The organism is Flavobacterium rakeshii, assembly GCF_009741375.1.
Lineage (GTDB): Bacteria > Bacteroidota > Bacteroidia > Flavobacteriales > Flavobacteriaceae > Flavobacterium > Flavobacterium rakeshii.
In genome coordinates this window covers 177,598-199,886 of sequence record NZ_WOWP01000001.1, presented here as the reverse complement: position 1 = coordinate 199,886, position 22,289 = coordinate 177,598, and the positions used below count along the sequence as shown (strand labels likewise).

Sequence of the window (22,289 nt, the reverse complement as noted above, 5' to 3'; positions counted from 1 at the left end):
AATTGGCATTATGAAAAAACAATATAGAAAAATAGTTTGTATGTTTTTTGCAGCAGCTTTTTTAGCGGGCTGTAGTGAAGATTATCTTGATGTAACTTCAAGAGCAGATCTTACAACAGATCAGGCTACTCCAGACGCACTTGTTATAGGTGTTTACGGGCAGCTTACTGAGTGGGATTATGCATTCTCATACCTTGGAATTACCGAAATTTTATCTGATAACGCAGATAAAGGAAGTTCACCTTCAGATACGGGAGGTGACAAGCAGGAGCTGGATCAGTTACTGTTTACAAGTAGTTCGGGATCTTTTGGTGCTATGTGGGCAAACTGGTATAAAGCCATTGGTCGTGCTACAGCAGCGATTGAACTGACAGAAACTTATGAAGGTATAACAGATGAGCACAGAAGCCGCCTAATAGGTGAAGCAGAATTTCTTAGAGCTTACAACTACTTTTTCCTTGTAAGAGGATGGGGCGATGTTCCTTTACAACACATAAGCCTTGTAGACAGGGTTTCTAAACAGGAGGTTTATGATTATATAGAGCAGGATTTACTGGATGCAATCGATAGATTGCCACAAAAAAGCGAATATGCTGCTGCCGATTTAGGTCGTGCTACAAAAGGTGCTGCTCAGGCACTATTATCTAAAGTATACCTGTATCAGGAAAAATGGCAGGAAGCTTATGATATGGCTCAAACTGTAATCACTTCAGGTGAGTACGGACTTGAAACCGACTATTCAGTGCTTTGGAGAGCAAGCAGCGAAAATGGTACAGAATCTATATTTGAAGTACAGGCTAGAGGTGAATCAGTAGCTCATGGTGTACAGCAATATTCTCAAACTCAGGGAGCCCGTGGTACCAGCGGATGGGGATGGGGCTTCAATACTCCGTCACAAAACCTTCTTGATGCATTTAATGCCGAAGGTGATAACATTCGTAGAGATGCTACCATTATTTTTGCCGGTGAAACATTATTTGACGGTCGTGAAGTAAGTGCATCGGTTGAAAACCCAATGTATAATGAAAAAGCGTACTCAAGCGCTAATGCCGGAGATGGCGACGGAGATAAAAATATCCGTGTACTTAGACTTGGTGAAATATACCTTATCGCTGCCGAAGCTGCAAACGAACTAGGTAACACAGGTGCATCACTTTCAAACTTAAATATTGTTAGAGAAAGAGTTAGTCTTGATCCTGTAGAAGGGGTTTCGGGCGATGCTCTTAGACAGGCAATATGGAAAGAAAGAAGACTTGAACTTGCTTTTGAGCACGACAGATGGTTTGACCTTGTTAGAACGGGTCAGGCAGAAGCTGCAATGCAGGCAAACGGTAAAACGTTTATTGTAGGTACACACGAATTATTCCCAATACCTTACAATCAGTTGATACAAACTCCTGAAATGGTTCAAAATCCTGGTTATTAATAAATAAAATTACATCTTCCTCTCATAGTGATATGAGGGGAAGATATCTTACTATGAAAATAAAAAATACAAGTCTTAAAAGTTTAGTAATAGCCATACCGGCTTTGTTGTTTGTTGCCTGTGGGGGAGGTTCTAAAGAAGAGAAAGAACAAGCCGCTGCAGAGAAAGAAACTACAGAAAAACTAACAGATGAGCAACTGGTTGATGTAGTACAAAAGGAAACGTTTAAATACTTTTGGGATTATGCCGAACCTAACTCAGGGTTGGCGCGCGAGCGTTATCATCCGGATGGTAATTATCCTCAAAACGATGCTCATGTAGTAACTACAGGAGGTTCCGGTTTTGGTTTAATGGCAATACTTTCAGGTATCAATCAGGAATACATTACCCGTGAACAGGGTGTTGAAAGGCTTACCCGAATTGCTGATTTTCTTGATAAAGCCGATCGTTTTCATGGTGCATGGCCACACTGGATGAATGGTAATACTGGTAAAGTACAGCCTTTTGGTAAAAAAGATAATGGTGGTGACCTTGTGGAAACCGCATTTTTATGTGAAGGAATTATTTGTGTTAGAGAATTTTTTAAAGATGGTACTGATGAAGAAAAAGCACTATCTCAAAAATTCGATAAACTATGGAAAGGTGTAGAGTGGAACTGGTATACTAATAACCAGAATAAACTTTTTTGGCACTGGTCTCCCGAATATAACTGGGAAATGAACTTTGCTCTTGAAGGGTATAATGAATGCCTTATTACTTATGTATTAGGAGCTTCTTCGCCAGATCATGCTATTAAGCCGGAGGTTTATCATGAGTGCTGGGCAAGAAACGGTGGCGGAATAAAATCAGATAATGTAAAATACGACCTGCCTTTAATTTTAAAACACAACGGTGCCGAAGAATTTGGCGGACCTTTATTTTGGGCGCACTATTCTTATGTAGGGCTTGATCCTAATAAGCTAACCGATAAATATGCTAATTACTGGGATGTAAATTACAACCAAACAAAAATTGACTATTTATACTGTGTTGAAAATCCTAAGGGATATAAAGGTTATGGTGAAAACTACTGGGGGCTTACGGCTTCATATACCCGTAGTGAAGACGGTACTGTAGGCTATACAGCACACATGCCAAGTAATGACAGGGGAGTTATTTCTCCTACTGCAGCAATTAGTTCTATAGTATATACACCTAAAGAGTCTATTGCAGCAATGCGTAATTTTTATGAGAACTATAAATCTACCATTTGGGGTCCGGCAGGATTTTATGATGCACACAGTGCTGAGTATGATAACTGGGCAGCGCAAAGATACCTGGCTATAGACCAGGGACCAATGGTAGCAATGATAGAAAACTACCGTACAGGGTTACTTTGGGATTTGTTCATGAACGCTCCTGAAGTACAGGAAGGATTAAACAAATTAGGGTTTCATTCAGGTAAATACGGATTTTAATGAAGAGCTTACTTAAAGCAGCTGTGATCGCATTATTAATAAACGTGCCTTCTTTCGCCCAAAAGACGGAAGAGGGTTCGTTTTCTATTAAAATAAAGCAGGAAAAACAGCTGGATTATCTATTATATAAACCACAAGATACAAACGGAGCTAAACCGCTTATTGTTTTTCTTCACGGTTCGGGCGAAAGGGGTAATGACCTAGAGAAAGTAAAGGTTCATGGTCCGTTTAAGTATTTAAAAACGCACGAGTTAGATGCCTATGTACTGGCTCCGCAATGTCCTGAAGGGGAATACTGGAACAGCGAGGCGTTATATTCGCTTATAAAAAGCATACAAAAGGCTAATGATATAGACAGTAGCCGAATTTACCTAACAGGTCTTAGTATGGGAGGCTGGGGTGCCTGGAATCTGGCTTTTGCACATCCTGATATGTTTGCTGCACTTGTACCCGTTGCCGGATTTGTAGACAGGGTTCCCATGATTGAGAACTGTAAAGTGAAAGATATTCCTATTCGCATATTTCACGGACTGCTGGATGATGTGGTTGATGTAAGCTATTCTGAAATTATTTACAAAAAGCTAAAGCCTTGCTGTAAAGATATTAAGCTTACCATTTTTGATGATGCTAATCATGACAGCTGGACGAGGGTTTATGATAACCCCGAAATTTATGAATGGATGCTAAAGCAGAAAAAACAATAAAATGCATTCGTGAAAAAGAAGCATGCAATTTTACTTTAAAATGAAATACACTAAAACCGCTCTATTACTATTAGCTTTTTCACTTACTGCCTATGCGCAAAAGGGAAAAAATGCCAAAAAAACACAAACCCGTGAGGAGTTCGTTACCGAACTGATGGGTAAAATGACCATTGACGAGAAAATAAGTCAGTTGGTACAGTTTACTGCCGATGGTACTGTTACAGGTCCAAAAGCGGGGGTTAATTATATTGACGAAATTAAAAAAGGGAATGTAGGTTCTATACTTAATGCTACCGGTGTTAAGTATACACGAGAACTTCAAAAAATGAACCTTGACAATTCAAGGCTTAAAATTCCGTTGCTGTTTGGGTACGATGTTATCCACGGTTATAAAACTATATTCCCTATCTCATTAGGGGAAGCCGCTACCTGGGATACCGATGCGGTTGCACTTTCTGCCCGCGTAGCTGCCGAGGAAACAGCTGCCTCAGGAGTACACTGGACATTTGCCCCAATGGTAGATATTACACGCGACCCACGATGGGGTAGGGTATCTGAAGGTTCGGGAGAAGATACTTATTTAGGTGTTCAGCTTGCTATAGCCCGTGTAAAAGGGTTTCAGGGAACAAACCTAAACGACCTTAATACCATATTAGCCTGTACAAAACACTTTGCAGCTTATGGTGCTGCCGAGGCTGGTCGTGATTACAATACGGTAGATATGAGCGAACGTGTGCTTAGGGAAACATACCTGCCACCATTCCAGGCTACTGTAGATGCGGGTGTAGCTACATTTATGACATCGTTTAACGAGATTGCAGGTGTGCCTGCTACAGCAAACAAATTCCTTTTAAGAGATGTGCTTAAAGGAGAGTGGGGCTTTGACGGTTTTGTTGTAACCGATTATACGGCTATCAATGAGCTTATACCTCACGGTGTAGCTAAAGATTCTGTTCATGCCGGAGAGCTTGCTTTAAAAGCAGGTGTTGATATGGACATGGTAGGTGCTGTATACTTAAAATTCCTTAAAAAATCATTACAGGAAGGTAACGTTACCGAAGCACAAATTAACGATGCCTGCCGCAGAATACTTAATGCAAAATACGATTTAGGTTTGTTTGAAGATCCTTACCGTTACAGTGACGATAAAAGAGAAAAACAGACTATCTATAAAAAAGAATACCTTGATGCTGCTCTACATGTAGCAAACGAGTCAATGGTATTGCTTAAAAATGAGAACAGTGTACTTCCTTTAAACAAAAACCAAAAGGTAGCTTTTGTTGGTCCGCTTGTAAGTGACGAGTGGAACATTATTGGTTCGTGGGCTGCAACGGGCGACCGTTACGGTTATGCAACGAGTGTGGAAGAAGGTATTATGGAAGTGGCAAACAAGAAAAATGTAAGCTTTGACAAAGGTGTTGAGATACTTAAAGACGACAGAAGCATGATTGCTAAAGCTGTTGAAAGTGCTCGTAACGCCGATGTTATTGTAGCTGTAATGGGTGAGTTTGAAAACATGACAGGTGAGGCTGCATCACGTTCAAGCATTGATCTGCCTGGTATCCAAAAGGAGTTTCTTGCAGAACTGAAAAAACTAAACAAACCTATTGTTTTAGTATTACTAAACGGTAGACCGTTAACCCTTGAGTGGGAAAACGAAAACATGGATGCCATACTTGAAGCATGGTACCCTGGTACAAGAGGTGGTGCAGCTATTGCACAAACTCTTTATGGTATTAATAACCCAAGTGGTAAGCTACCTATGACGTTCCCTAGAAACGTAGGTCAGGTGCCAATTTATTATAACCATAAAAACACAGGTAGACCTTATTTAGGTCCAACAGATCCTGAGCAGAAGTACAAATCAAGATATACAGATGTAGATAACAGTCCGCTTTACCCGTTTGGTTACGGATTAAGTTATACTACGTTTGATTATTCTAACCTTAAACTATCTTCAAACCAAATTAACTTTAACAATACGCTAAAAATATCGGTAGAGGTTAGTAATACAGGTAACTATGATGGTGAAGAGGTTGTACAGCTTTATATTAAAGATAAAGTAGGTACGGTTACACGTCCTGTAAAAGAACTTAAAGGCTTTAAGAAAGTAGCTCTTAAAAAAGGAGAAAAGAAAACGGTAGAGTTTGAGATATCATCAAACGATCTTCGTTTTTACAATATAGATATGGATTTTGTTGCAGAACCGGGCGATTTTGAAGTATTCGTTGGCGGAAGCTCTGCTACAGAAACCAAAGATAAATTTGTGTTAGTTAGGTAATTTAGACTTTGTTTTTGCTTAACCAAGAGGCTGCCCCTGTGGCAGCCTTTTGATTATAAACCAGGTTCTGATTCCTTTTTGGAGTATTGTTTTTACACGGTAAAGGCTAAAATTGATTAAAAGGTATTTAACACCATAACTTTTTGATAACCTATACAGGTTTGCGACTTCCGAAAACCTTTGAATTTATTAAAAATGCAATTTACGCAGTATAATGCCAAGTAATATTGATATACTGGTCAAAAATTAGCACAATTTTTAGCATATTAATTTACTATCGTGAAACGTGTTATATGTATATTTATGAAATTTTTAACGAACAAAAATTCACGTTATCCCATAGGGTTCACTGCGGGAAAATTTAATCGGCCGTATGGCTGTTCCACTAGCTCCAGAAGCGATTACCGTTTAGTTATAAACTAAGTACCTCCGGTTGTCCTTCAATACCGGGTAGAAGAGTACAGCCGTAATTTAATTCCGGTTAATTAATCAACATGAAGAAATTTGTAACATTAGTTATCGCGCTATTAATAATATCTGCGGGCTATGCCCAGCAAACAACATACTGTAATCCCATAAATGTAGATTACGGCTATTGCCCTATACCTAATTTTGTAACTCAGGGCAAGCATCGTGCAACTGCCGATCCCGTTATTACATTTTTTGAGGATGAATACTACCTATTCTCTACTAACCAATGGGGTTACTGGCATAGTGACAACATGGTTGACTGGAAGTTTATACCACGAAAATTTTTAAGACCCGAACATAAGGTTTATGATGAGCTTTGTGCACCATCGGTATCTTATGTAAACGATACGCTTTTGGTTGTTGGTTCTACACACGGTAATGAATTTCCTATATGGATGAGTACCAATCCAAAAACAGATGACTGGAAAGAACTGGTTCATAAATTTGAAGCCGGTGCATGGGATCCGCAAATATTTTGGGATGAAGATACCGACGAGGTATACCTGTACTATGGGTCAAGCAACCTGTATCCTATATATGGTGTAAAGCTTAACAGGAAAACATTCCAGCCGGAAGGAGAGCGAATTCCGCTTATAGCCCTTAATGACGACGAACACGGATGGGAGCGTTTTGGCGAATACAACGATAATACTTTTATGCAACCGTTTATGGAAGGTGCTTTTATGACCAAACATAACGGAAAATATTACCTGCAATATGGTGCCCCTGGGACTGAATTTAGCGGATATGCCGATGGTGTTTTTGTGAGCGACAAGCCACTTGGACCTTTTGAATATCAGTCGTTCAACCCATTTTCATACAAACCTGGAGGTTTTGCAAGGGGAGCAGGGCATGGTGCTACCTATCAGGATCATAACAACGATTACTGGCATGTTTCTACCATAGTAATCTCTACAAAAAATAACTTTGAAAGACGCGTAGGTATCTGGCCTGCCGGTTTTGATACCGATGGCGTTATGTATTCTAATACGGCTTATGGCGATTATCCAACCTATCTGCCTTCACAGCATAAAGATCATACTGCACTGAACTCATTTACCGGATGGATGTTACTTAACTACAACAAGCCGGTACAGGTATCGTCTACACTGGGAGGTTTTCAGCCTAACTATGCGGTTGATGAAGACATAAAATCCTACTGGAGTGCAAAAAGTGCCGATAAAGGAGAGTACATCATTACCGACCTTGGCGAAAAAAGTACCATTAACGCCATCCAGATTAATTATGCCGATCAGGATGTGGATATTATGGGGAAACCCGAAAGCACTACGGGGCATAAATATATTATTTACAGCTCTAACGACGGTAAGAAATGGAAAGTACTGGTAGATAAAAGTAAGAACACTAAAGATGTACCGCACGATTACATACAACTTGAAAAAGCAGCAACAGCACGCTACATTAAACTGGAAAATATACAAATGCCAACAGGCAAGTTTGCTATTAGCGGACTAAGAATATTCGGTAAAGGGCAGGGAGTAAAACCGGGTGAGGTTAAAAATTTCGCTCCGTTACGATCGGCACCAAGAAAGAAAGGGGAGAGAAGGAATGTATGGTTTAAATGGCAGCAGGAACCTAATGCCGATGGTTATGTGATATACTTTGGTAAATCACCCGATAAGATGTATGGCTCTATAATGGTATATGGTAAAAACGAATACTATTTTTCAGGCCTTGACAGGACAGACGCATATTATTTTCAAATAGAAGCATTTAATAATAACGGTATCGGTCCGCGTACCGAGATCAAAAAATCAGAATAACAACTATTAATAATAAGTACATTTATGAGTTCAACTAATTCACAGACCACAAATTGGGGTCAGTTTATTCCCTTAGTGTCAGTATTTTTCTTTTGGGGATTTGTTGCCGCAAGTAACGACATCTTAATTCCTGTATTCAAAGAAGCCTTTGAGCTTTCTCAAAGTCAAAGCCAGCTGGTAGCTGTTGCATTTTATGTAGCATATACTGTAGGTTCATTAATTTATATAGGGATTTCTTATTTAATGAAACAGGATATAGTTAATAAATTAGGCTATAAAAATTCCCTTTCAGTAGGTTTAGTAATATCGGCTTTAGGAACATTATTATTTTATCCGGCTGCTAATACAGGGTCATTTCCATTAATGCTGTCTGGTCTGTTTATTGTGGGACTTGGGTTTTCACTTCAGCAAACTGTTGCTAATCCGCTGGCTATTGCTTTAGGTTCGCCTTCAACAGGTTCACAAAGGCTTACGCTTGCCGGTGGTATCAATAATTTTGGTACAACAATTGGTCCGCTTATCGTGAGTTTTGCGATTTTCGGTTCGGTTTCATCTCCTTCAACAGAGGTTAGTGTAGAAAGTGTTAAAGCTCCTTACCTTATATTAGGAGGTATATTTTTATTGGCAGCTATACTTTTAAAAGTATCATCACTGCCTAACCACCCTGCTACAGAAGAAGATATTGTTGAAGAAACAACTTCTAAAGGTAAATCGGCTTTAAAGTACCCACAGCTGGTTTTAGGTATGGTGGCTATTTTCCTTTATGTAGGTGTTGAGGTTGCAACCGCAAGTAACCTTCCTGCTTACCTTGAAAAAGGAATGGGCTTTAGTACAAAAGAAGTAGCTCCTTATGTATCGTTATACTGGGCCAGCCTTATGATAGGCCGTTGGACTGGTGCGGTAGAAGTGTTTACTCAAAATAAAAAAATGTTGAAAGTGCTTAAGTTTGTAGCTCCTTATTTAGCCTTTGGTGTATTTTTAGGAGTAAATGCCATTGCAGAACATGACTTACAGCCATTCTATGTATATGCAGTAATTATCCTTGTACTTATTGGTGCTGATATTGCCAGTAAAGGTAACCCTGCAAAAATGCTTTTATTATTCTCTGTACTTGGTATTATTGCCAGTATTATAGGTATGTCTACAACAGGTATGGTAAGTGTTTACGCATTTACAAGTATAGGTTTATTTTGTAGTACATTATGGCCATGTATTTTTGCCCTTGCTATTAACGGACTTGGTAAGCAAACCAACCAGGGTAGTAACTACCTAATCATGATGATTATGGGTGGTGGTATTGTAAGCTGGATACAGGGTCTTGTTGCTGATGCAACAAGTATTCACACAAGCTACATTGTAGGTGTAATCTGTTTTGCTTACCTTGTGTTTTATGCTTGGAGAGTACAGGGTATTCTTAAAAGCCAGGGTATTGATTTAAATACTAAAGTAAGTGGCGGAGCCCACTAAAACATATAAAGCTTAGGCTTTAAAAAAGTCCTGCCAAGTGGCAGGACTTTTTTTGTTATTGATATGAGGTTGATTATCTTTGGTCAACTAAAAAATAAAACATTATGAAAAGAATTGTAATTATAGCTGCCCTTACGGTTGCTGTAAATTTAATAGCCTGTAACGATAAGAAATCCGGCGAGGAAACAACAAATCAGGAGGCTGAAATGAAAGAAATAGTTGTGCCTGAAGTTCCCGAAAATGCAGAAGAAAAACGAGTAACCATAAAAGCTACGGTACTTTCTGTAGAGCATGGTAAGGATGGTGTTACTGCAAAGGCGGTAGATGATGACGGAATTGAGTATTCAATCATTATAAGTATACCAAACCTTAAGGAACCTGATATGTACAGGGAGGTTAAAAAAGATGACATTATTACCGTAAGCGGTACGCTTTGGGAAATGGAAGGACAAAATTACTTTAAGGCAGTTACTTTAATGATATAAATAAAAAGCCCCCGCATTTGCGGGGGCTTTTTTGTTAGGCTTTGGCGGTTGATGATGAACTGTTGTTCCAGTCAATTTTTCTTGAGACAAACATTACTGCCCCAAGTATTACAAACAGGCCAATGCTGCCTACAAGTAATGCATAGTCTTCCAGTTGTATGATTACATATATAAACGAATACAGTGCGCTGAGTGAAATGGCGATAAACAGCGGGAACTTAATTCCTTTTAATATAGAAACAGAATACAACCCTATCATGACCACAACAGCTGCACCGGCAACAAAATAACCCAACATAAAGCTACTGTGTTCTGTTATGGAAATAAGGAGCGTATAGAACATAATAAGCGCAAGCCCAATCATGCCATACTGGAAAATATGAATACTTATTTTACTTATGGTTTGAATTAGGAAGAAAACCAGGAAGGTAAGTCCTATTACAAGGAAGCCGTATTTTGCAGCTCTTTCAGATTGCTGATATTCATCTACAGGTGTAATAAAACCTGTTTCAAACGTATAGTCACTAAGATCAGGCAGTGCATTAAAATACTGTTGTGCAAAAGGACGGTTTAAGTAAGAGATACTCCAGTGAGCAGGGAAACTTTGTGCTTTATTACCGGATGTTTTAGGAAGGAAGTTTCCTTTAAAACTTGGCGAATGCCAGTTTGAGGTCATGGTAGCTTCGGTTTGTTTACCTATTGGGACAATGCTAAGGCTCTCGCTACCCTGATATTTTATATTTAAAGAAAAAGGAGCGCTATTATTAGCTAGCAGCTCCTTTATGTTTACAGGAGCGGTTTCCATTACAGATTCGCGCTCTCTTTTTGTGTTTTGAGCAATAGGTTCAAATGCAAGCTTTGTACCACCTATGGTAATGTTTGCACTGCCCTGTATGCCTTTTATATTTGTGGTTTTTATTGTTAAGCGGGTTTGATCCCAGTGTATATCTGCATCTTCAACTTTTTCTGAAGTTTTTTTAGAAGAGAAATCGGGTAGGGAATAAGTACCTTTAAAGTCCAGATCTGAAGTATATACCGCCGATTTGTATATACCTCTTTTTTTACTTTCGGTATCAACATTTACATCAATATTAGCCTTTAACTCATCCGGAAAGAAATAAGCATACTCTGTATATGGAGTGATTTCATAAGTTACTTTTTGAGTCTTCTCGTCTACTATTTTTGTTTTTTCGTATACAGTATAAGGAACCTTAATTATAGGTCCGTAAAAGTACACATCAGCTCCCCATTTTTCATTAATTTCATGTATCACTTCTTTTTGACGTTGTGCACGCTCAAATATTAAACTCTTTACAAACTGAAGCGGAATTAAGAGGATAAAAACCAATAGTCCCACCATGATTATTTTTGCGGTGTTAGACTGGAAAAAGCCCTGAGGTTTTTCGTTGTTTTGTGTTGTATTTACATTTTGTTCCATAATTGATTTTGTTAGGGTTAATTGTTTATGAATAATATTAATAGAGCTGTTGGCATGTTTAATAACAGCATAAGGCTTCTTAATATCAGTTTTGTTCTGTTTTTTGTGTAATAGCTTATGTTTATTAGGTTGTTTACTATCATTACCATATTAAAAAAGGCTACACTTAGCATGTATATAAACAATGTTATCATTGTTGTGAAATAATTGCCTGTCATACAAATTGTAAAGGCTATTAGTCCGGTAACCAATGTTATGAGGTATACTTTTTTGGTTAGCCTTAAAAGTTGCTCACTTTCATCGGGTATATTTTTATTACAAGTCATTTTATTATAATAGTTCTGTTATCAGTATTTCATATGCTACTGCAATTGGAATATTTATAAGCATGTATGCCATTGAACACAATACCTTTTTACTATAGCCTTTACTGCTTAATGCTATTATTAGCGCTATAAAAAGTATAATGCCATTTATTAGTGTTGCAATTATTATGAATATGAAACTTACGGTTATTAGTATTAATGATATATCGTTATTATGGCTTGCTTTACTGTTTTGTATTACTGATATTATTGGGTTATGTGCTGTTATAAAGCTGGTTATGAATAATGGTACGGCTATGGTAAACGTTATTGCTGCTGTTTTTTTACAGAGTTCGCATATAAGTTGTACTGCTTCGAGCACTTGGTTTGTACTTGCTGTTTGCATGACTTATGGCTTATAAGGAAATGTTGAAGAGAAATAAAGCAGGTAAACAATAGCCGGAGGTACATTTGCCAGTGTTAACACATTTCGCCACAGGTTTACTGTTGGCCTGTAAAAGGACGAAAGGATTAAGAGCAACAATACAACCACTGTGTTTAGCATAGCAACTCCCCACAGGAACCCGCTGCGATAATGTTCGTTAAAACTCTCTTTATCCAAATGCAGCGAGTAGAACAGTAGGGTAGTACCAATACTAAGGGTTGCGGTAAGGACAACCATTGGCAGTATTACAATTATTATGGTTTTGGTTGAAGGTGTGGTTGTCATTAATTACTGTATTAAAAATGTGTCTTTTATCCTTTGTAACGGCAAATGCAGCATCCTGAAATAATCAAGGTCATAAAACCTTAATGCCTGCTTACCTTCTTTGTATCTCCTTATGAAATAGGGTAGTGCCAGCGGACTCAACAATAAGCCTGTAATGGCAGAGAATACAGTAACAATACTTAGATCTCCGTTTCCTAACAGGTAGTAATGCATGGCAATCTCTTCCCTATTGTTTACATCTTTATTTATGAGTATCCTTAGTATATCCTGTTTCTCAGGTATAGGGTAGGTTTCATTGCTGTTGTCAAACAGAAACCTGCCAAGGGTGTTACCTAAACTGCCTTTTGGGTAGCTTATTAAATCTTCCAGTGTTATATCGTGTTTCGGCTTTTCTGTAAAGCCTGTTATTAGTGCTAATGTTTTCATAGTGTGTCTTTTTTTACTTTGAAATTCAAAGTAGATTTGTAAATTTTTTTATTCTGCCTCGGGGTACATAATAAAAGCCAGAAACATAAATACGCCAAAGCCTACTGTCATTCCCCATGACGTTTTGCATTCAGGACAAACCGTTAAACTCTCAAATATACATTGTATAAGCTCTAAAGGTTTATGTAATATATCCCAACTGTTATAGCGTAAAAAGCGCCCCAAATAGATACCAAAGCCTGCTAAAAAGCTAATTACGAGCATAAGCCCCCAAGTCATAAAATAATTGAACCTTACGGCAAGCATTAGGAACATATGTTTCATTGACTTGATGCCAAAAAGCAATCCGCTAAGGGAAAAACTTATCAGTAACAGTACATCAAACCAAACCGGTATACTTGTTTCTCTTTTTAGATGGATAAAATCTGTAATTATATAAGGCGCATTAGGCAGGAACATGAGCCAGGCAAAGAAAAGGGGGTAAAAATAGTGTCTCTTCTCTATAAGGTGTGGCCTGTCTATCATGTATCCTGTTATTCCTAATGGCACATAAGCTAAAAAGATGTTCCAGGCTAAAAAGAAATAAAATTCAGATCGTGCAATGGCTACTCTGGTTATCAATAAACAAACGGCAAAGCATGCCATGGTTATCAGGAGGGCGTTGTTCCTGAACTGATCGTTAATTACCGACTTTAATGTTTTCATTTTTCTTATTTTAAAAGTACTTTGTTTTTCAAAGTGAATGGGTAAAAAAATATGGTTTATTTTTTCTGGATTAATTTTTCCAGGGCATCAATATGATCTTTAAAAGCCTTACGACCTTCTTTAGTTGCTATATAGCGGGTATTAGGTTTTTTGCCTATAAACTGCTTTTCAATAGTTATATAGTTTTCACTTTCAAGTGCTTTAGCATGGCTGGCAAGGTTACCGTCTGTAACCCCCAGTAACTCTTTAAGCGTTGTAAAATCGGCATACTCATTTACCACAAGTACCGACATGATGCCGAGACGTATCCTGTGGTCAAAAGCCTTATTTATATGTTGTAATATATTCTTCAAACTTACTGTTTTCGGTCATATTTAAAATGCATCACGGTTCCATATACTATATGGCATCCTCCAAAACCCAGTGCCCAAAACTCAATACCGTAACCCATAAACCACGTGGCAAATAAGCCTATAATTATCATTGTTAAACCTAAATAGCGTACATCTCTCAATGTATATTTACTGGCATTTACACACGATAGTCCGTAAAAAATCAGTGTAATAGGAGCTATAAGACCATAGTAATGATTCTTAATTAATAACAGTGCAAAAATACCTCCAGTACAAAGCGGAATCATAAAGTTAGCCAACAGTCGTTTTGACGTAGAGCTCCAAATCAAATCCCCGCTCTTACGGGCTTTTTTCAAAGTAAGCAATAGTGCTGTTGTAACAGATAGTATTAATACTGAAGCAGCAATTAACAGCATGTACTTAAAGGTTAAACTTTCAAGAGTATATTTTTCTTCGGCAACATGATGTGCTAAATAAGCTCCGGCCAGTGCATAAACTCCTGCCATAATTCCCGATATTCCGCTAAGGGAAAGGAATTGTGACGACCTGTCCATCATCTTTTTTATATCCTGAATGTCCTTTATGTAGTTTTCCATATTAAAGTACTTTGAAATACAAAGTTAATATGTTTTCTGAAATTACCAAATAAATATTCAAAAATCATTAAGAGAGGTAGGGGAATAAAAAAAGCGCTCCTGTAAAAGGAGCGCCTGTATTATAAATAGTATAGGTTTTATATCCTGAAGATACCGCCTACAGCTATTATTCTCTGGAAGAATGTAAAATGTTGTGAAGCCCTGTCGGCACCCGAATGGGTAGTACGGATATCATGCATATCTATGTAACCGCTTTTAAATTCTCCCTGTATAAAAAAGTATTTAAAAAAGGTTAGATTAATACCTGCTTTAGCCGCTACACCATAACCTGAGATATGGAAATCGTCGTGCCTGTCCATACCAAGTACCTTTGCATTAGTTTTAGGATATAAAATACCTCCGCCAATACCTTCGGTAATATTTACCTGAAACTTATCAGTATTGGTAATGCCTAAATATTTTGAAATATCGTCTACACGGGCAAACTCAACGTTTACATAGTTTAGTCCGTCTGTATGTTCAAATGTCAGGAAATCTTCCGTAAGGGTAATCGGTACATTGTTATATATACCGTTAAATGCTGAACCCGGCTGACTTTCGTCCATGTCCACATAACCGTTAATATTGGCTACCTGGTTTTGGCTCATTACATACTTCATGTGGTCTACACCAAGTGAAATGCTGTAATGGTCGCTAATAAAATAACCCACGCGCAGGTTTGTTTGCGGTATTGTCATTTTAGTAGGGTTAACATAGTCTACATGCCATCCTTTAGGTTTGTCATGCGCTTCTACGTCCTGTAGGGTAAAGTTATACCCCGGTCCCGAAAAGTTAATGTCTGACTTTGAGAAGGATTCTCTGTTTCCTCCCCAAAGGACGAAAAATTTTCCTTTGTTGTGAGCTGTGTATTTTTCAGGGGCTGTTGCTAGTTCCTGGGAAAAGGTGTACTGTGAAAAAACACAAAAAGATAGTACAACCAGTAATAATGGTTGTTTCACGATAAAATAATTAAAAAAATAAGGTATTAAAAGTTGTTGATCGTTTTTCTGATCGCTACAAGCCTTTCCATTAAACCTTCAAAGTAATCAAGGTGCAGCATGTTAGCACCATCACTTTTTGCATTAGCAGGATCAAAGTGAGTTTCAATAAAAATTCCATCTACACCAACCGCTATACCGGCTTTTGCGATGGTTTCAATCATGTCAGGCCTACCTCCGGTAACTCCGGTAGACTGGTTAGGCTGCTGTAGGGAGTGAGTAACATCCAGCACAGTAGAGGCAAACTGTTTCATGGTAGGAATGCCTCTGTAATCAACAATCATGTCCTGGTAACCAAACATAGTTCCCCTGTCTGTAACCATTACATTTTCGTTATTACAATCCAATACCTTTTGTACGGCATGTTTCATGCTTTCCGGGCTCATAAACTGACCCTTTTTAAGGTTTACTGTTTTACCGGTTTCGGCAGCAGCAACCACAAGATCAGTTTGTCTAACCAAAAAGGCAGGTATTTGCAGTACATCCACATACTCGGCAGCTTTTGCCGCATCTTCATTTTCATGAATATCAGTAACGGTAGGTACGCCAAAAGTTTGCGATACCTTTTGAAGTATTTTAAGGGCTTTTTCATCGCCTATGCCTGTAAAGCTGTCTATGCGGGAACGGTTAGCTTTTTTGAACGATCCTTTAAACACATAAGGAATCTGTAGCCTGTCGGTAATCCCAACCAGTTTTTCGGCAATGCGAAGCGCCATATCTTCACCTTCAATGGCACAAGGCCCGGCAAGTACAAAAAAGTTGCCGCTGTCGGTATGTTTTATCTGAGGTATATTCTGTAAGTTCATAGATACTGAAATTTGTGGTGCAAAGATAAAAAATAAAAGCCTTAGTAGTACACTAAGGCTTTTACGGTTATTTTAATTCCTTTATGCCAAATCCGGCAGGGGCCATTATCTTCCCTTTTTCATAAAGGTTAATGTATATTTTTACGGGAGTTGCCAGTCCGTCCCAGGTTACTTCATACACATCCAGTAGTCCGGCACCCATACTGTTCCTTTCAGACGGGAACGGGCAACAGGCTTCCTGTTTTGTATAAGTTATTTTTTGTCCCTTTGGTCCGGTAAGAGCGTCAAAATAGCGCTTTACGTTAATCTCGGCAGTTTGTACCGGAAGGAAACCAAGGTTAACAGGCCAGTCCTGGTCGTAACCGTATTTGTTATTTTGTGCCGTTTCGGTAATAATAAAGGTACGCTCTTTAGAGAGGTTAGGCATCCTGGCAGTATTATCAATATTTTTTATGGTATTGCGCGTACTTATGCACGATGCGGCAAAGGCAGCCAATACTATGGTAAGGAATATTTTTTTCATAAAAAGTAGTTGAAATGCACCCCAAAGGTAAGGGAAATTTTATGTTTTAAGAAGCTATACACTATATGTAGGTTAAAAACTCTAAATTGCTATTTTTGTAAAAATTTGAAAAAACACCATTATGTATAGTTTTTATGGTACATGGCCGTGGTATGTTTCCGGCTTTTTGATTGGGACAGTAATGCTGGCTCTTATTTATTTTGGTAAAAACTTCGGGATGTCGTCTAACCTGCGTACTATGTGTACTGTAATGGGAGCAGGCAAAACAGCCGATTTCTTTAAGTTTGACTGGAAAACACAACGCTGGAATCTTACAGTAGTGCTTGGTGCCATGCTGGGCGGATTTATAGCTACACATTACCTTAGTGATGGCAGTGGCGTAAGCCTTAACCCGCAAACAGTGGTAGAGCTGAGGCAAATGAATATAGATGAGCCTAATGGTAAACTATTGCCCGATGCGCTTGTTAGTCCCGAAGCGCTGCAGTCGCCTAAAATACTTTTAATACTGCTTCTGGGTGGTATACTGGTAGGTTTTGGTACGCGTTATGCCGGCGGATGTACATCGGGGCATGCCATATCGGGGTTAAGTAACCTGCAGTTGCCTTCGCTTATTGCTGTTATCGGATTTTTTATTGGTGGCCTTATAATGTCGTGGCTGCTGTTACCATTAATTTTAAACTAACAGAAACATGAAATTCCTAAAATATTTACTGGTTGGATTAGTATTTGGTATTGTACTTACCAAATCAGAAGCCGTTTCATGGTACCGTATATACGAAATGTTCCACTTTCAGTCGTTCCACATGTTCGGCATAATAATGACAGCCGTTGTCGTTGGGGTAGTGGGCATACAGCTTATTAAACGCAATAATGTAAAAGATATAACGGGACAGCCTATTGTAATTCCTAATAAGGATAAAGGTTTTACTAACTACATGACAGGGGGTATACTGTTTGGTTTAGGATGGGGACTTATAGGTACATGCCCGGGCCCAATATTCATACTTATAGGAGCAGGTTTTTACGGAATAGGGGTAGTGCTGCTTGGCGCTCTTGTAGGGACTTACCTGTATGGACTATTAAGGAATAAATTACCGCATTAGTGTTTTTTGAACAGGAACCGCAACTTTATGTCGGACTGGCATTTATAATATTTCCTTTTATCGTTCTGGGAGTAATATTCTATTTTTATGAAGTTACTATAAAGAAATGGAAAACTACCGAAGGCATGATAATAAGAAATACCGTAGAACGGGATAAAAAAGATACTGACGGATATTGGAGAAACTATGTTGTTTATGAATATTCAGTAGATGGTAAACATTATCAGAATAACGACAGTCATACTCAAAACTTAATATTTAGCAGTTCCTTAAAATATCAGATAGTACCTAATGAAAGATTTGTTGAAGGGAAAAAAGTAAAGGTGTATTATAACCCTCAAAAGCCTCATAAATCAGTTATTGATAATAAGTTTGATTATTATAATCTGGCAATATTGTTTTTTAGTATAATTGGGGCATTAATAGCTTATTACGATTGGAAATAAATACAAAAAGGAAGCTATAAGCTTCCTTTTTATTATCTTAGAATTAAAAATCTGTATGTATAAAACATTTTTTCTTCTAATAGTATTCAGTTGTATATCATGTAAACCCTATTTAGATAATGAAAAATATAAATCTATAGGGAAAAATGAAATGTTGAATTTTGACTATTATAGAGATCATAATGTATTTGAAGTAAAACACAGAATACCCGCAACGGCAGATAAAGAAATATACTATCCCAGAAAGTTTAAAATTAACTTACCCAAGAATATTAAAGACTGGCATATAAGTAATAATACTTATCTGTTTAATTTTGAAAACAATCAGTTTCTGGTTATTCAGGCAGGTTTTATTGATAATAATATACAAAGAGCTTGGAGCTTTGAAAGTTTTGATGATGTCGACTCCAAAAGGGATTTTTATAATATAATGAACGATTTTGGACTATCAGAAAACTATATTGATAAGAAATTGGAATCTAAAAACTCTAATCGGTTAACTAAGCTATATACAAATTCAGATGTCAATATTATTTTATTCAATGTGAAAAAGGAGAACTATGATGATTTTCTAAAAAATATAAAAACATTTGAATACATAAACTAAATAAAAAAAGGAAGCTATAAGCTTCCTTTTTTTTAACTAACTAACTCAAACATAAACTAATTATTAATTAGAGTAAACCCTAATATAGTCTATTATAAATTCCTGAGGGAATATGCTGTCATCCACTTCGGGGCCACCAAAGTTTCCGCCTATCGCTACATTTACTAAAAAGTAAAACGGCTGGTTGTATGGCCAAACTTCTGTTGTTTTGTCTTTCGGTTCAAACTTGTAAACCGAATTGCCATCTATAAAAAACTCAATAAAGTTTTCTGTCCAGTTTATAGCATAGGTATGAAAACCCTCTTCTATATTTTTAATCTCAGTTTTCTTTGTATTTATGGTATTACCATGACTGTCCTGCGTGTGAAGAGAAGTGAAAGCCATATGTGGTTCTTTACCCACATATTCCAGTATATCTATCTCTCCTGCCATAGGCCAACCTACCTGGTCAATGTTAGAACCTAACATCCAAAAAGCGGGCCAAATTCCCTGTCCGGTAGGAATTTTTGCTTTTGCTTCTATATATCCGTACTTAAACTCTTTGTTACCCTTTGTGGTTAAGCGAGTTGAGGTGTAAGTAGAATCGTTTATTTTTTTTGCGGTAATTATTAAGTTACCGTTTTCAAGCCTGTGATTGTCTTTTGTATACACCTGGCGCTCGTTGTTGCCCCAGCCGCAAATGTTAGGACAACCGTTACCAAGTTCAAAATTCCAAACCGACTCGTTAAGTTCCGATCCGTCAAAATTCTCTTCCCACAAAAGTTCGCGCTCTTTCTCTTTTTTACCACACGATAGGGCAAGAGCCGAAAAAAGGAATACTATAGCTGTTTTTTTCATACTGGTTTATTTAGAATAGGTGAATCCTGCCTCAAGTGATGCTTTTGAATTTCCGCCCACAAAAACTTTAAAGTCTCCCGGTTCGGCTTCCCACTGGTTATTGGCAGTATAGAATTCTATTGTTTTTTCGTCAATCTCAAAGCTTACTGTTTTTGTTTGCCCTGCATTGATGGCAACCAGTTCAAAACCTTTAAGCTCCCTTACAGGCCTTGTAACCGACCCAAATAAGTCTCTTAAATACAGCTGTACAACTTCCTTTCCGTTTACATTGCTTGTGTTTTTTACATCTACACTAACAGTGATTTTTCCATTTTGGTTAAGGGTATTGTTACTAAGTTTAAGGTTACTGTATTCAAATGACGAATAGCTTAACCCATACCCAAACGGATAAAGAGCTTCGTTACTTTCATCGGTATAATGTGACCAGAAAACACTGTCTCCGCCATTATAGTTAGGTCTTCCTGTACTTTTATGATTGTAGTACAAAGGCATTTGTCCTACAGCCCTAGGGAAGCTCATAGGTAGTTTACCACTTGGGTTATAGTCGCCATACAGTACCTGTGCGATAGCATTACCGCTTTCGGTACCTAAGTGCCAAGCCTCTACAATAGCAGGGATGTTACCATCGGCCCACACAATTTCAAGAGGTCTTCCGTTAGTTAATACCAAAACAATATTTGGATTGGCTTTGTAAACTGTTTCAAGCAGTTCCTGTTGTACGCCCGGTAAACCTAAATTTACGCGGCTACGGCCTTCACCTGTTTGTAAACCGTGTTCACCCAGTACCATAACCACCACATCGGCATTTTTAGCAGCGTTTACCGCTTCTTCAAAACCGCTTTTGTCGGTCATGTTTATTTTGGTCTCTACGGTAAATGCAGGGGCGCCTAATGCAACATCGGCACCCTTTGCATATACCAGTTCATTGCCTTTATATTGTGAAAGCCCTTCCATTACCGATACTGCTGTACCGTCATCTGCACCAATTCTCCAGCTTCCAAGCGGACTCGTTTTATCGGTAGCCAGTGCCCCGATAACAGCTATTTTTTGTCCCTGTTTCTTTAACGGAAGCAGGTTGTTTTCGTTTTTAAGCAACACGATAGATTTTTTTGCCATATCCAACACACCATCGTGAAATTCTTTTTTGCCTACGGTAGCCTTTTCACGGGCTTCGTCGCAGTATTTGTATGGGTTGTCAAACAGTCCAAGCTGAAATTTAACCCTAAGGATACGGCGAGCCGCATCATTTATCTTGTCTTCAGATACTTTTCCTTCCTTAACCAGTTGGGCAAGGTACATCACATAACCGTGTGATTCCATATCCATGTCAGACCCCGCATTAGCAGCAAATTCTGCCGCCTGTTTCAGGTCTTTCGCATAGCCGTGGTTTACCATTTCACCCATCGAACCCCAGTCAGAAACTACAAAGCCCTGAAAGTTCCAGTCTTTTTTGAGAACCTCTCTTTGCAGGTAGGTGTTTCCTGTTGCAGGAATACCGTCTACATCGTTAAAAGAGTTCATAAATGTTAGCGCCCCTGCGTTGGCAGCTGCCTTAAAAGGGGGGAGTATTATATTATGTAAGGTGCTTTTATTTACGTCAACGGTATTATAGTCTTTACCGGCTTCGGCAAAACCATATCCGGCAAAATGCTTAACGCAGGCCGCTACATTAAATTCTCCCAAATCGCCCTGAAAACCTTTTACTCTGGCTACAGCAATAGCACTGCCCAGGTAAGTATCTTCGCCCGATCCTTCCATAACACGCCCCCATCGGGCATCGCGTGTTACATCTACCATTGGTGCAAACGTCCAGTTTAAACCTGATGCAGCCGATTCGGCAGCAGCAATGGCAGCAGAGTTTTCTATAGCCTCCATATCCCAGCTTGCAGCTTCGGCAAGAGGTATAGGGCTTATTGTTTTATATCCGTGAATAACATCATAGCCAAAAAGCACAGGTATACCCAGTCTGCTTTCTTCTACGGCAATTTTTTGTAATGCTCTTACATCTTTAACACCTCTTACATTGAGCATAGAGCCTACCCATCCTTTTTTAATGTGCTCGTACTTTACAGCAGCATCACCATCTTTTGGGGCAGGGCCGGTAACATTCCAAAAACCGTTGTACTGGTTCATCTGTCCTATTTTTTCCTCGAGTGTCATAAGGTTAAGCACAGAGTCTACTTTACGGTCTATGGGAAGTTGTTTTTCCTTAACGGAAACCATATCCTGTTTTGCAGTACTACAGCCTATGGCTATAAGAGTGGCTGCCAAAACATATTTTGGTAAATTTAATTTCATTATA

The 22,289-nt window shown here is 38.4% G+C and carries 24 protein-coding genes; 11 read left to right on the top strand and 13 right to left on the bottom strand.

Annotated features, from left to right (window positions below; genetic code table 11):
• Positions 1 to 10: 10 nt before the first annotated feature.
• The 7 genes from GN157_RS00980 (at position 11) to GN157_RS00950 (ending at position 10,075) form a co-directional block, all read left to right on the top strand.
• Positions 11 to 1,426 carry a RagB/SusD family nutrient uptake outer membrane protein gene (locus tag GN157_RS00980; RefSeq protein WP_157481271.1) on the top strand — a complete coding sequence of 472 codons (1,416 nt, stop codon included), beginning with the start codon at positions 11 to 13 and terminating at the stop codon, positions 1,424 to 1,426.
• A gap of 53 nt (positions 1,427 to 1,479) precedes the next feature.
• On the top strand, positions 1,480 to 2,883 hold the full coding sequence (locus GN157_RS00975) for a glucoamylase family protein (RefSeq protein WP_197429376.1): 1,404 nt from the start codon (positions 1,480 to 1,482) through the stop codon (positions 2,881 to 2,883).
• Positions 2,883 to 3,587 carry a carboxylesterase family protein gene (locus GN157_RS00970; protein ID WP_157481269.1) on the top strand — a complete coding sequence of 235 codons (705 nt, stop codon included), beginning with the start codon at positions 2,883 to 2,885 and terminating at the stop codon, positions 3,585 to 3,587. The genes GN157_RS00975 and GN157_RS00970 overlap by 1 nt, the downstream gene beginning before the upstream one ends.
• Positions 3,588 to 3,627: 40 nt before the next feature.
• Positions 3,628 to 5,868 carry a beta-glucosidase BglX gene (gene bglX / locus GN157_RS00965; protein ID WP_157481268.1) on the top strand — a complete coding sequence of 747 codons (2,241 nt, stop codon included), beginning with the start codon at positions 3,628 to 3,630 and terminating at the stop codon, positions 5,866 to 5,868.
• A gap of 494 nt (positions 5,869 to 6,362) precedes the next feature.
• The gene (locus tag GN157_RS00960; RefSeq protein ID WP_157481267.1) at positions 6,363 to 8,123 is read left to right on the top strand and encodes a family 43 glycosylhydrolase; all 1,761 of its coding nucleotides are present in this window, start codon (positions 6,363 to 6,365) and stop codon (positions 8,121 to 8,123) included.
• A gap of 24 nt (positions 8,124 to 8,147) precedes the next feature.
• Positions 8,148 to 9,590 carry an MFS transporter gene (locus tag GN157_RS00955; RefSeq protein ID WP_157481266.1) on the top strand — a complete coding sequence of 481 codons (1,443 nt, stop codon included), beginning with the start codon at positions 8,148 to 8,150 and terminating at the stop codon, positions 9,588 to 9,590.
• Between the two features lie 104 nt (positions 9,591 to 9,694).
• Complete coding sequence (locus tag GN157_RS00950) at positions 9,695 to 10,075, top strand: hypothetical protein (RefSeq protein ID WP_157481265.1); 381 nt, start codon at positions 9,695 to 9,697, stop codon at positions 10,073 to 10,075.
• Positions 10,076 to 10,109: 34 nt separating this feature from the next.
• On the opposite strand, the gene creD is transcribed toward GN157_RS00950, so the two are convergent.
• From creD to GN157_RS00895, 11 genes are all read right to left on the bottom strand, one after another.
• On the bottom strand, positions 10,110 to 11,513 hold the full coding sequence (gene creD / locus GN157_RS00945; RefSeq protein WP_157481264.1) for a cell envelope integrity protein CreD: 1,404 nt from the start codon (positions 11,511 to 11,513) through the stop codon (positions 10,110 to 10,112).
• Positions 11,514 to 11,530: 17 nt separating this feature from the next.
• Positions 11,531 to 11,839, bottom strand: coding sequence for a hypothetical protein (locus GN157_RS00940; protein WP_157481263.1), 309 nt, complete (start codon positions 11,837 to 11,839; stop codon positions 11,531 to 11,533).
• Between the two features lie 4 nt (positions 11,840 to 11,843).
• The gene (locus tag GN157_RS17805) at positions 11,844 to 12,224 is read right to left on the bottom strand and encodes a hypothetical protein (RefSeq protein WP_197429375.1); all 381 of its coding nucleotides are present in this window, start codon (positions 12,222 to 12,224) and stop codon (positions 11,844 to 11,846) included.
• 3 nt (positions 12,225 to 12,227) lie between these two features.
• Complete coding sequence (locus GN157_RS00930; protein ID WP_157481261.1) at positions 12,228 to 12,548, bottom strand: hypothetical protein; 321 nt, start codon at positions 12,546 to 12,548, stop codon at positions 12,228 to 12,230.
• 3 nt (positions 12,549 to 12,551) lie between these two features.
• Positions 12,552 to 12,974, bottom strand: a complete 423-nt coding sequence (locus GN157_RS00925; protein ID WP_157481260.1) for a hypothetical protein — start codon at positions 12,972 to 12,974, stop codon at positions 12,552 to 12,554.
• 48 nt (positions 12,975 to 13,022) lie between these two features.
• Complete coding sequence (locus GN157_RS00920) at positions 13,023 to 13,679, bottom strand: DUF1361 domain-containing protein (RefSeq protein WP_157481259.1); 657 nt, start codon at positions 13,677 to 13,679, stop codon at positions 13,023 to 13,025.
• 56 nt (positions 13,680 to 13,735) lie between these two features.
• Positions 13,736 to 14,032 carry a winged helix-turn-helix domain-containing protein gene (locus tag GN157_RS00915; RefSeq protein WP_035132969.1) on the bottom strand — a complete coding sequence of 99 codons (297 nt, stop codon included), beginning with the start codon at positions 14,030 to 14,032 and terminating at the stop codon, positions 13,736 to 13,738.
• Between the two features lie 2 nt (positions 14,033 to 14,034).
• The gene (locus tag GN157_RS00910) at positions 14,035 to 14,628 is read right to left on the bottom strand and encodes a hypothetical protein (RefSeq protein ID WP_157481258.1); all 594 of its coding nucleotides are present in this window, start codon (positions 14,626 to 14,628) and stop codon (positions 14,035 to 14,037) included.
• A 137-nt stretch (positions 14,629 to 14,765) separates the two neighbouring features.
• On the bottom strand, positions 14,766 to 15,626 hold the full coding sequence (locus tag GN157_RS00905) for a hypothetical protein (RefSeq protein ID WP_317163491.1): 861 nt from the start codon (positions 15,624 to 15,626) through the stop codon (positions 14,766 to 14,768).
• A 26-nt stretch (positions 15,627 to 15,652) separates the two neighbouring features.
• Positions 15,653 to 16,471, bottom strand: a complete 819-nt coding sequence (gene kdsA / locus GN157_RS00900; RefSeq protein WP_157481257.1) for a 3-deoxy-8-phosphooctulonate synthase — start codon at positions 16,469 to 16,471, stop codon at positions 15,653 to 15,655.
• 67 nt (positions 16,472 to 16,538) lie between these two features.
• Positions 16,539 to 16,994 (bottom strand): 2-dehydro-3-deoxyphosphooctonate aldolase, encoded by a 456-nt coding sequence (locus GN157_RS00895; RefSeq protein ID WP_157481256.1) that lies wholly within the window; start codon positions 16,992 to 16,994, stop codon positions 16,539 to 16,541.
• Between the two features lie 121 nt (positions 16,995 to 17,115).
• Between GN157_RS00895 and GN157_RS00890 the strand changes: the two genes are divergently transcribed.
• The 4 genes from GN157_RS00890 to GN157_RS00875 all read left to right on the top strand — a co-directional run bounded on the left by GN157_RS00890 (position 17,116) and on the right by GN157_RS00875 (position 19,150).
• A complete protein-coding gene (locus GN157_RS00890; RefSeq protein WP_157481255.1) occupies positions 17,116 to 17,676 on the top strand; it encodes a YeeE/YedE family protein in 561 nt (186 codons plus the stop codon).
• A gap of 7 nt (positions 17,677 to 17,683) precedes the next feature.
• Entirely contained in the window at positions 17,684 to 18,097 is a 414-nt protein-coding gene (locus GN157_RS00885) for a DUF6691 family protein (RefSeq protein ID WP_157481254.1), read from the top strand.
• On the top strand, positions 18,097 to 18,543 hold the full coding sequence (locus GN157_RS00880; RefSeq protein WP_157481253.1) for a DUF3592 domain-containing protein: 447 nt from the start codon (positions 18,097 to 18,099) through the stop codon (positions 18,541 to 18,543). The genes GN157_RS00885 and GN157_RS00880 overlap by 1 nt, the downstream gene beginning before the upstream one ends.
• Before the next feature lie 151 nt (positions 18,544 to 18,694).
• Positions 18,695 to 19,150: a hypothetical protein gene (locus tag GN157_RS00875; protein ID WP_157481252.1), complete on the top strand. Its 456-nt coding sequence runs from the start codon at positions 18,695 to 18,697 to the stop codon at positions 19,148 to 19,150.
• A 63-nt stretch (positions 19,151 to 19,213) separates the two neighbouring features.
• Here GN157_RS00875 and GN157_RS00870 read toward each other — a convergent pair whose 3' ends face one another.
• Together GN157_RS00870 and bglX (GN157_RS00865) are read right to left on the bottom strand one after the other, a co-directional pair.
• Positions 19,214 to 19,987 carry a glycoside hydrolase family 16 protein gene (locus GN157_RS00870; protein ID WP_157481251.1) on the bottom strand — a complete coding sequence of 258 codons (774 nt, stop codon included), beginning with the start codon at positions 19,985 to 19,987 and terminating at the stop codon, positions 19,214 to 19,216.
• Positions 19,988 to 19,993: 6 nt separating this feature from the next.
• Complete coding sequence (gene bglX / locus GN157_RS00865) at positions 19,994 to 22,285, bottom strand: beta-glucosidase BglX (protein ID WP_157481250.1); 2,292 nt, start codon at positions 22,283 to 22,285, stop codon at positions 19,994 to 19,996.
• Between the last annotated feature and the right edge of the window lie 4 nt (positions 22,286 to 22,289).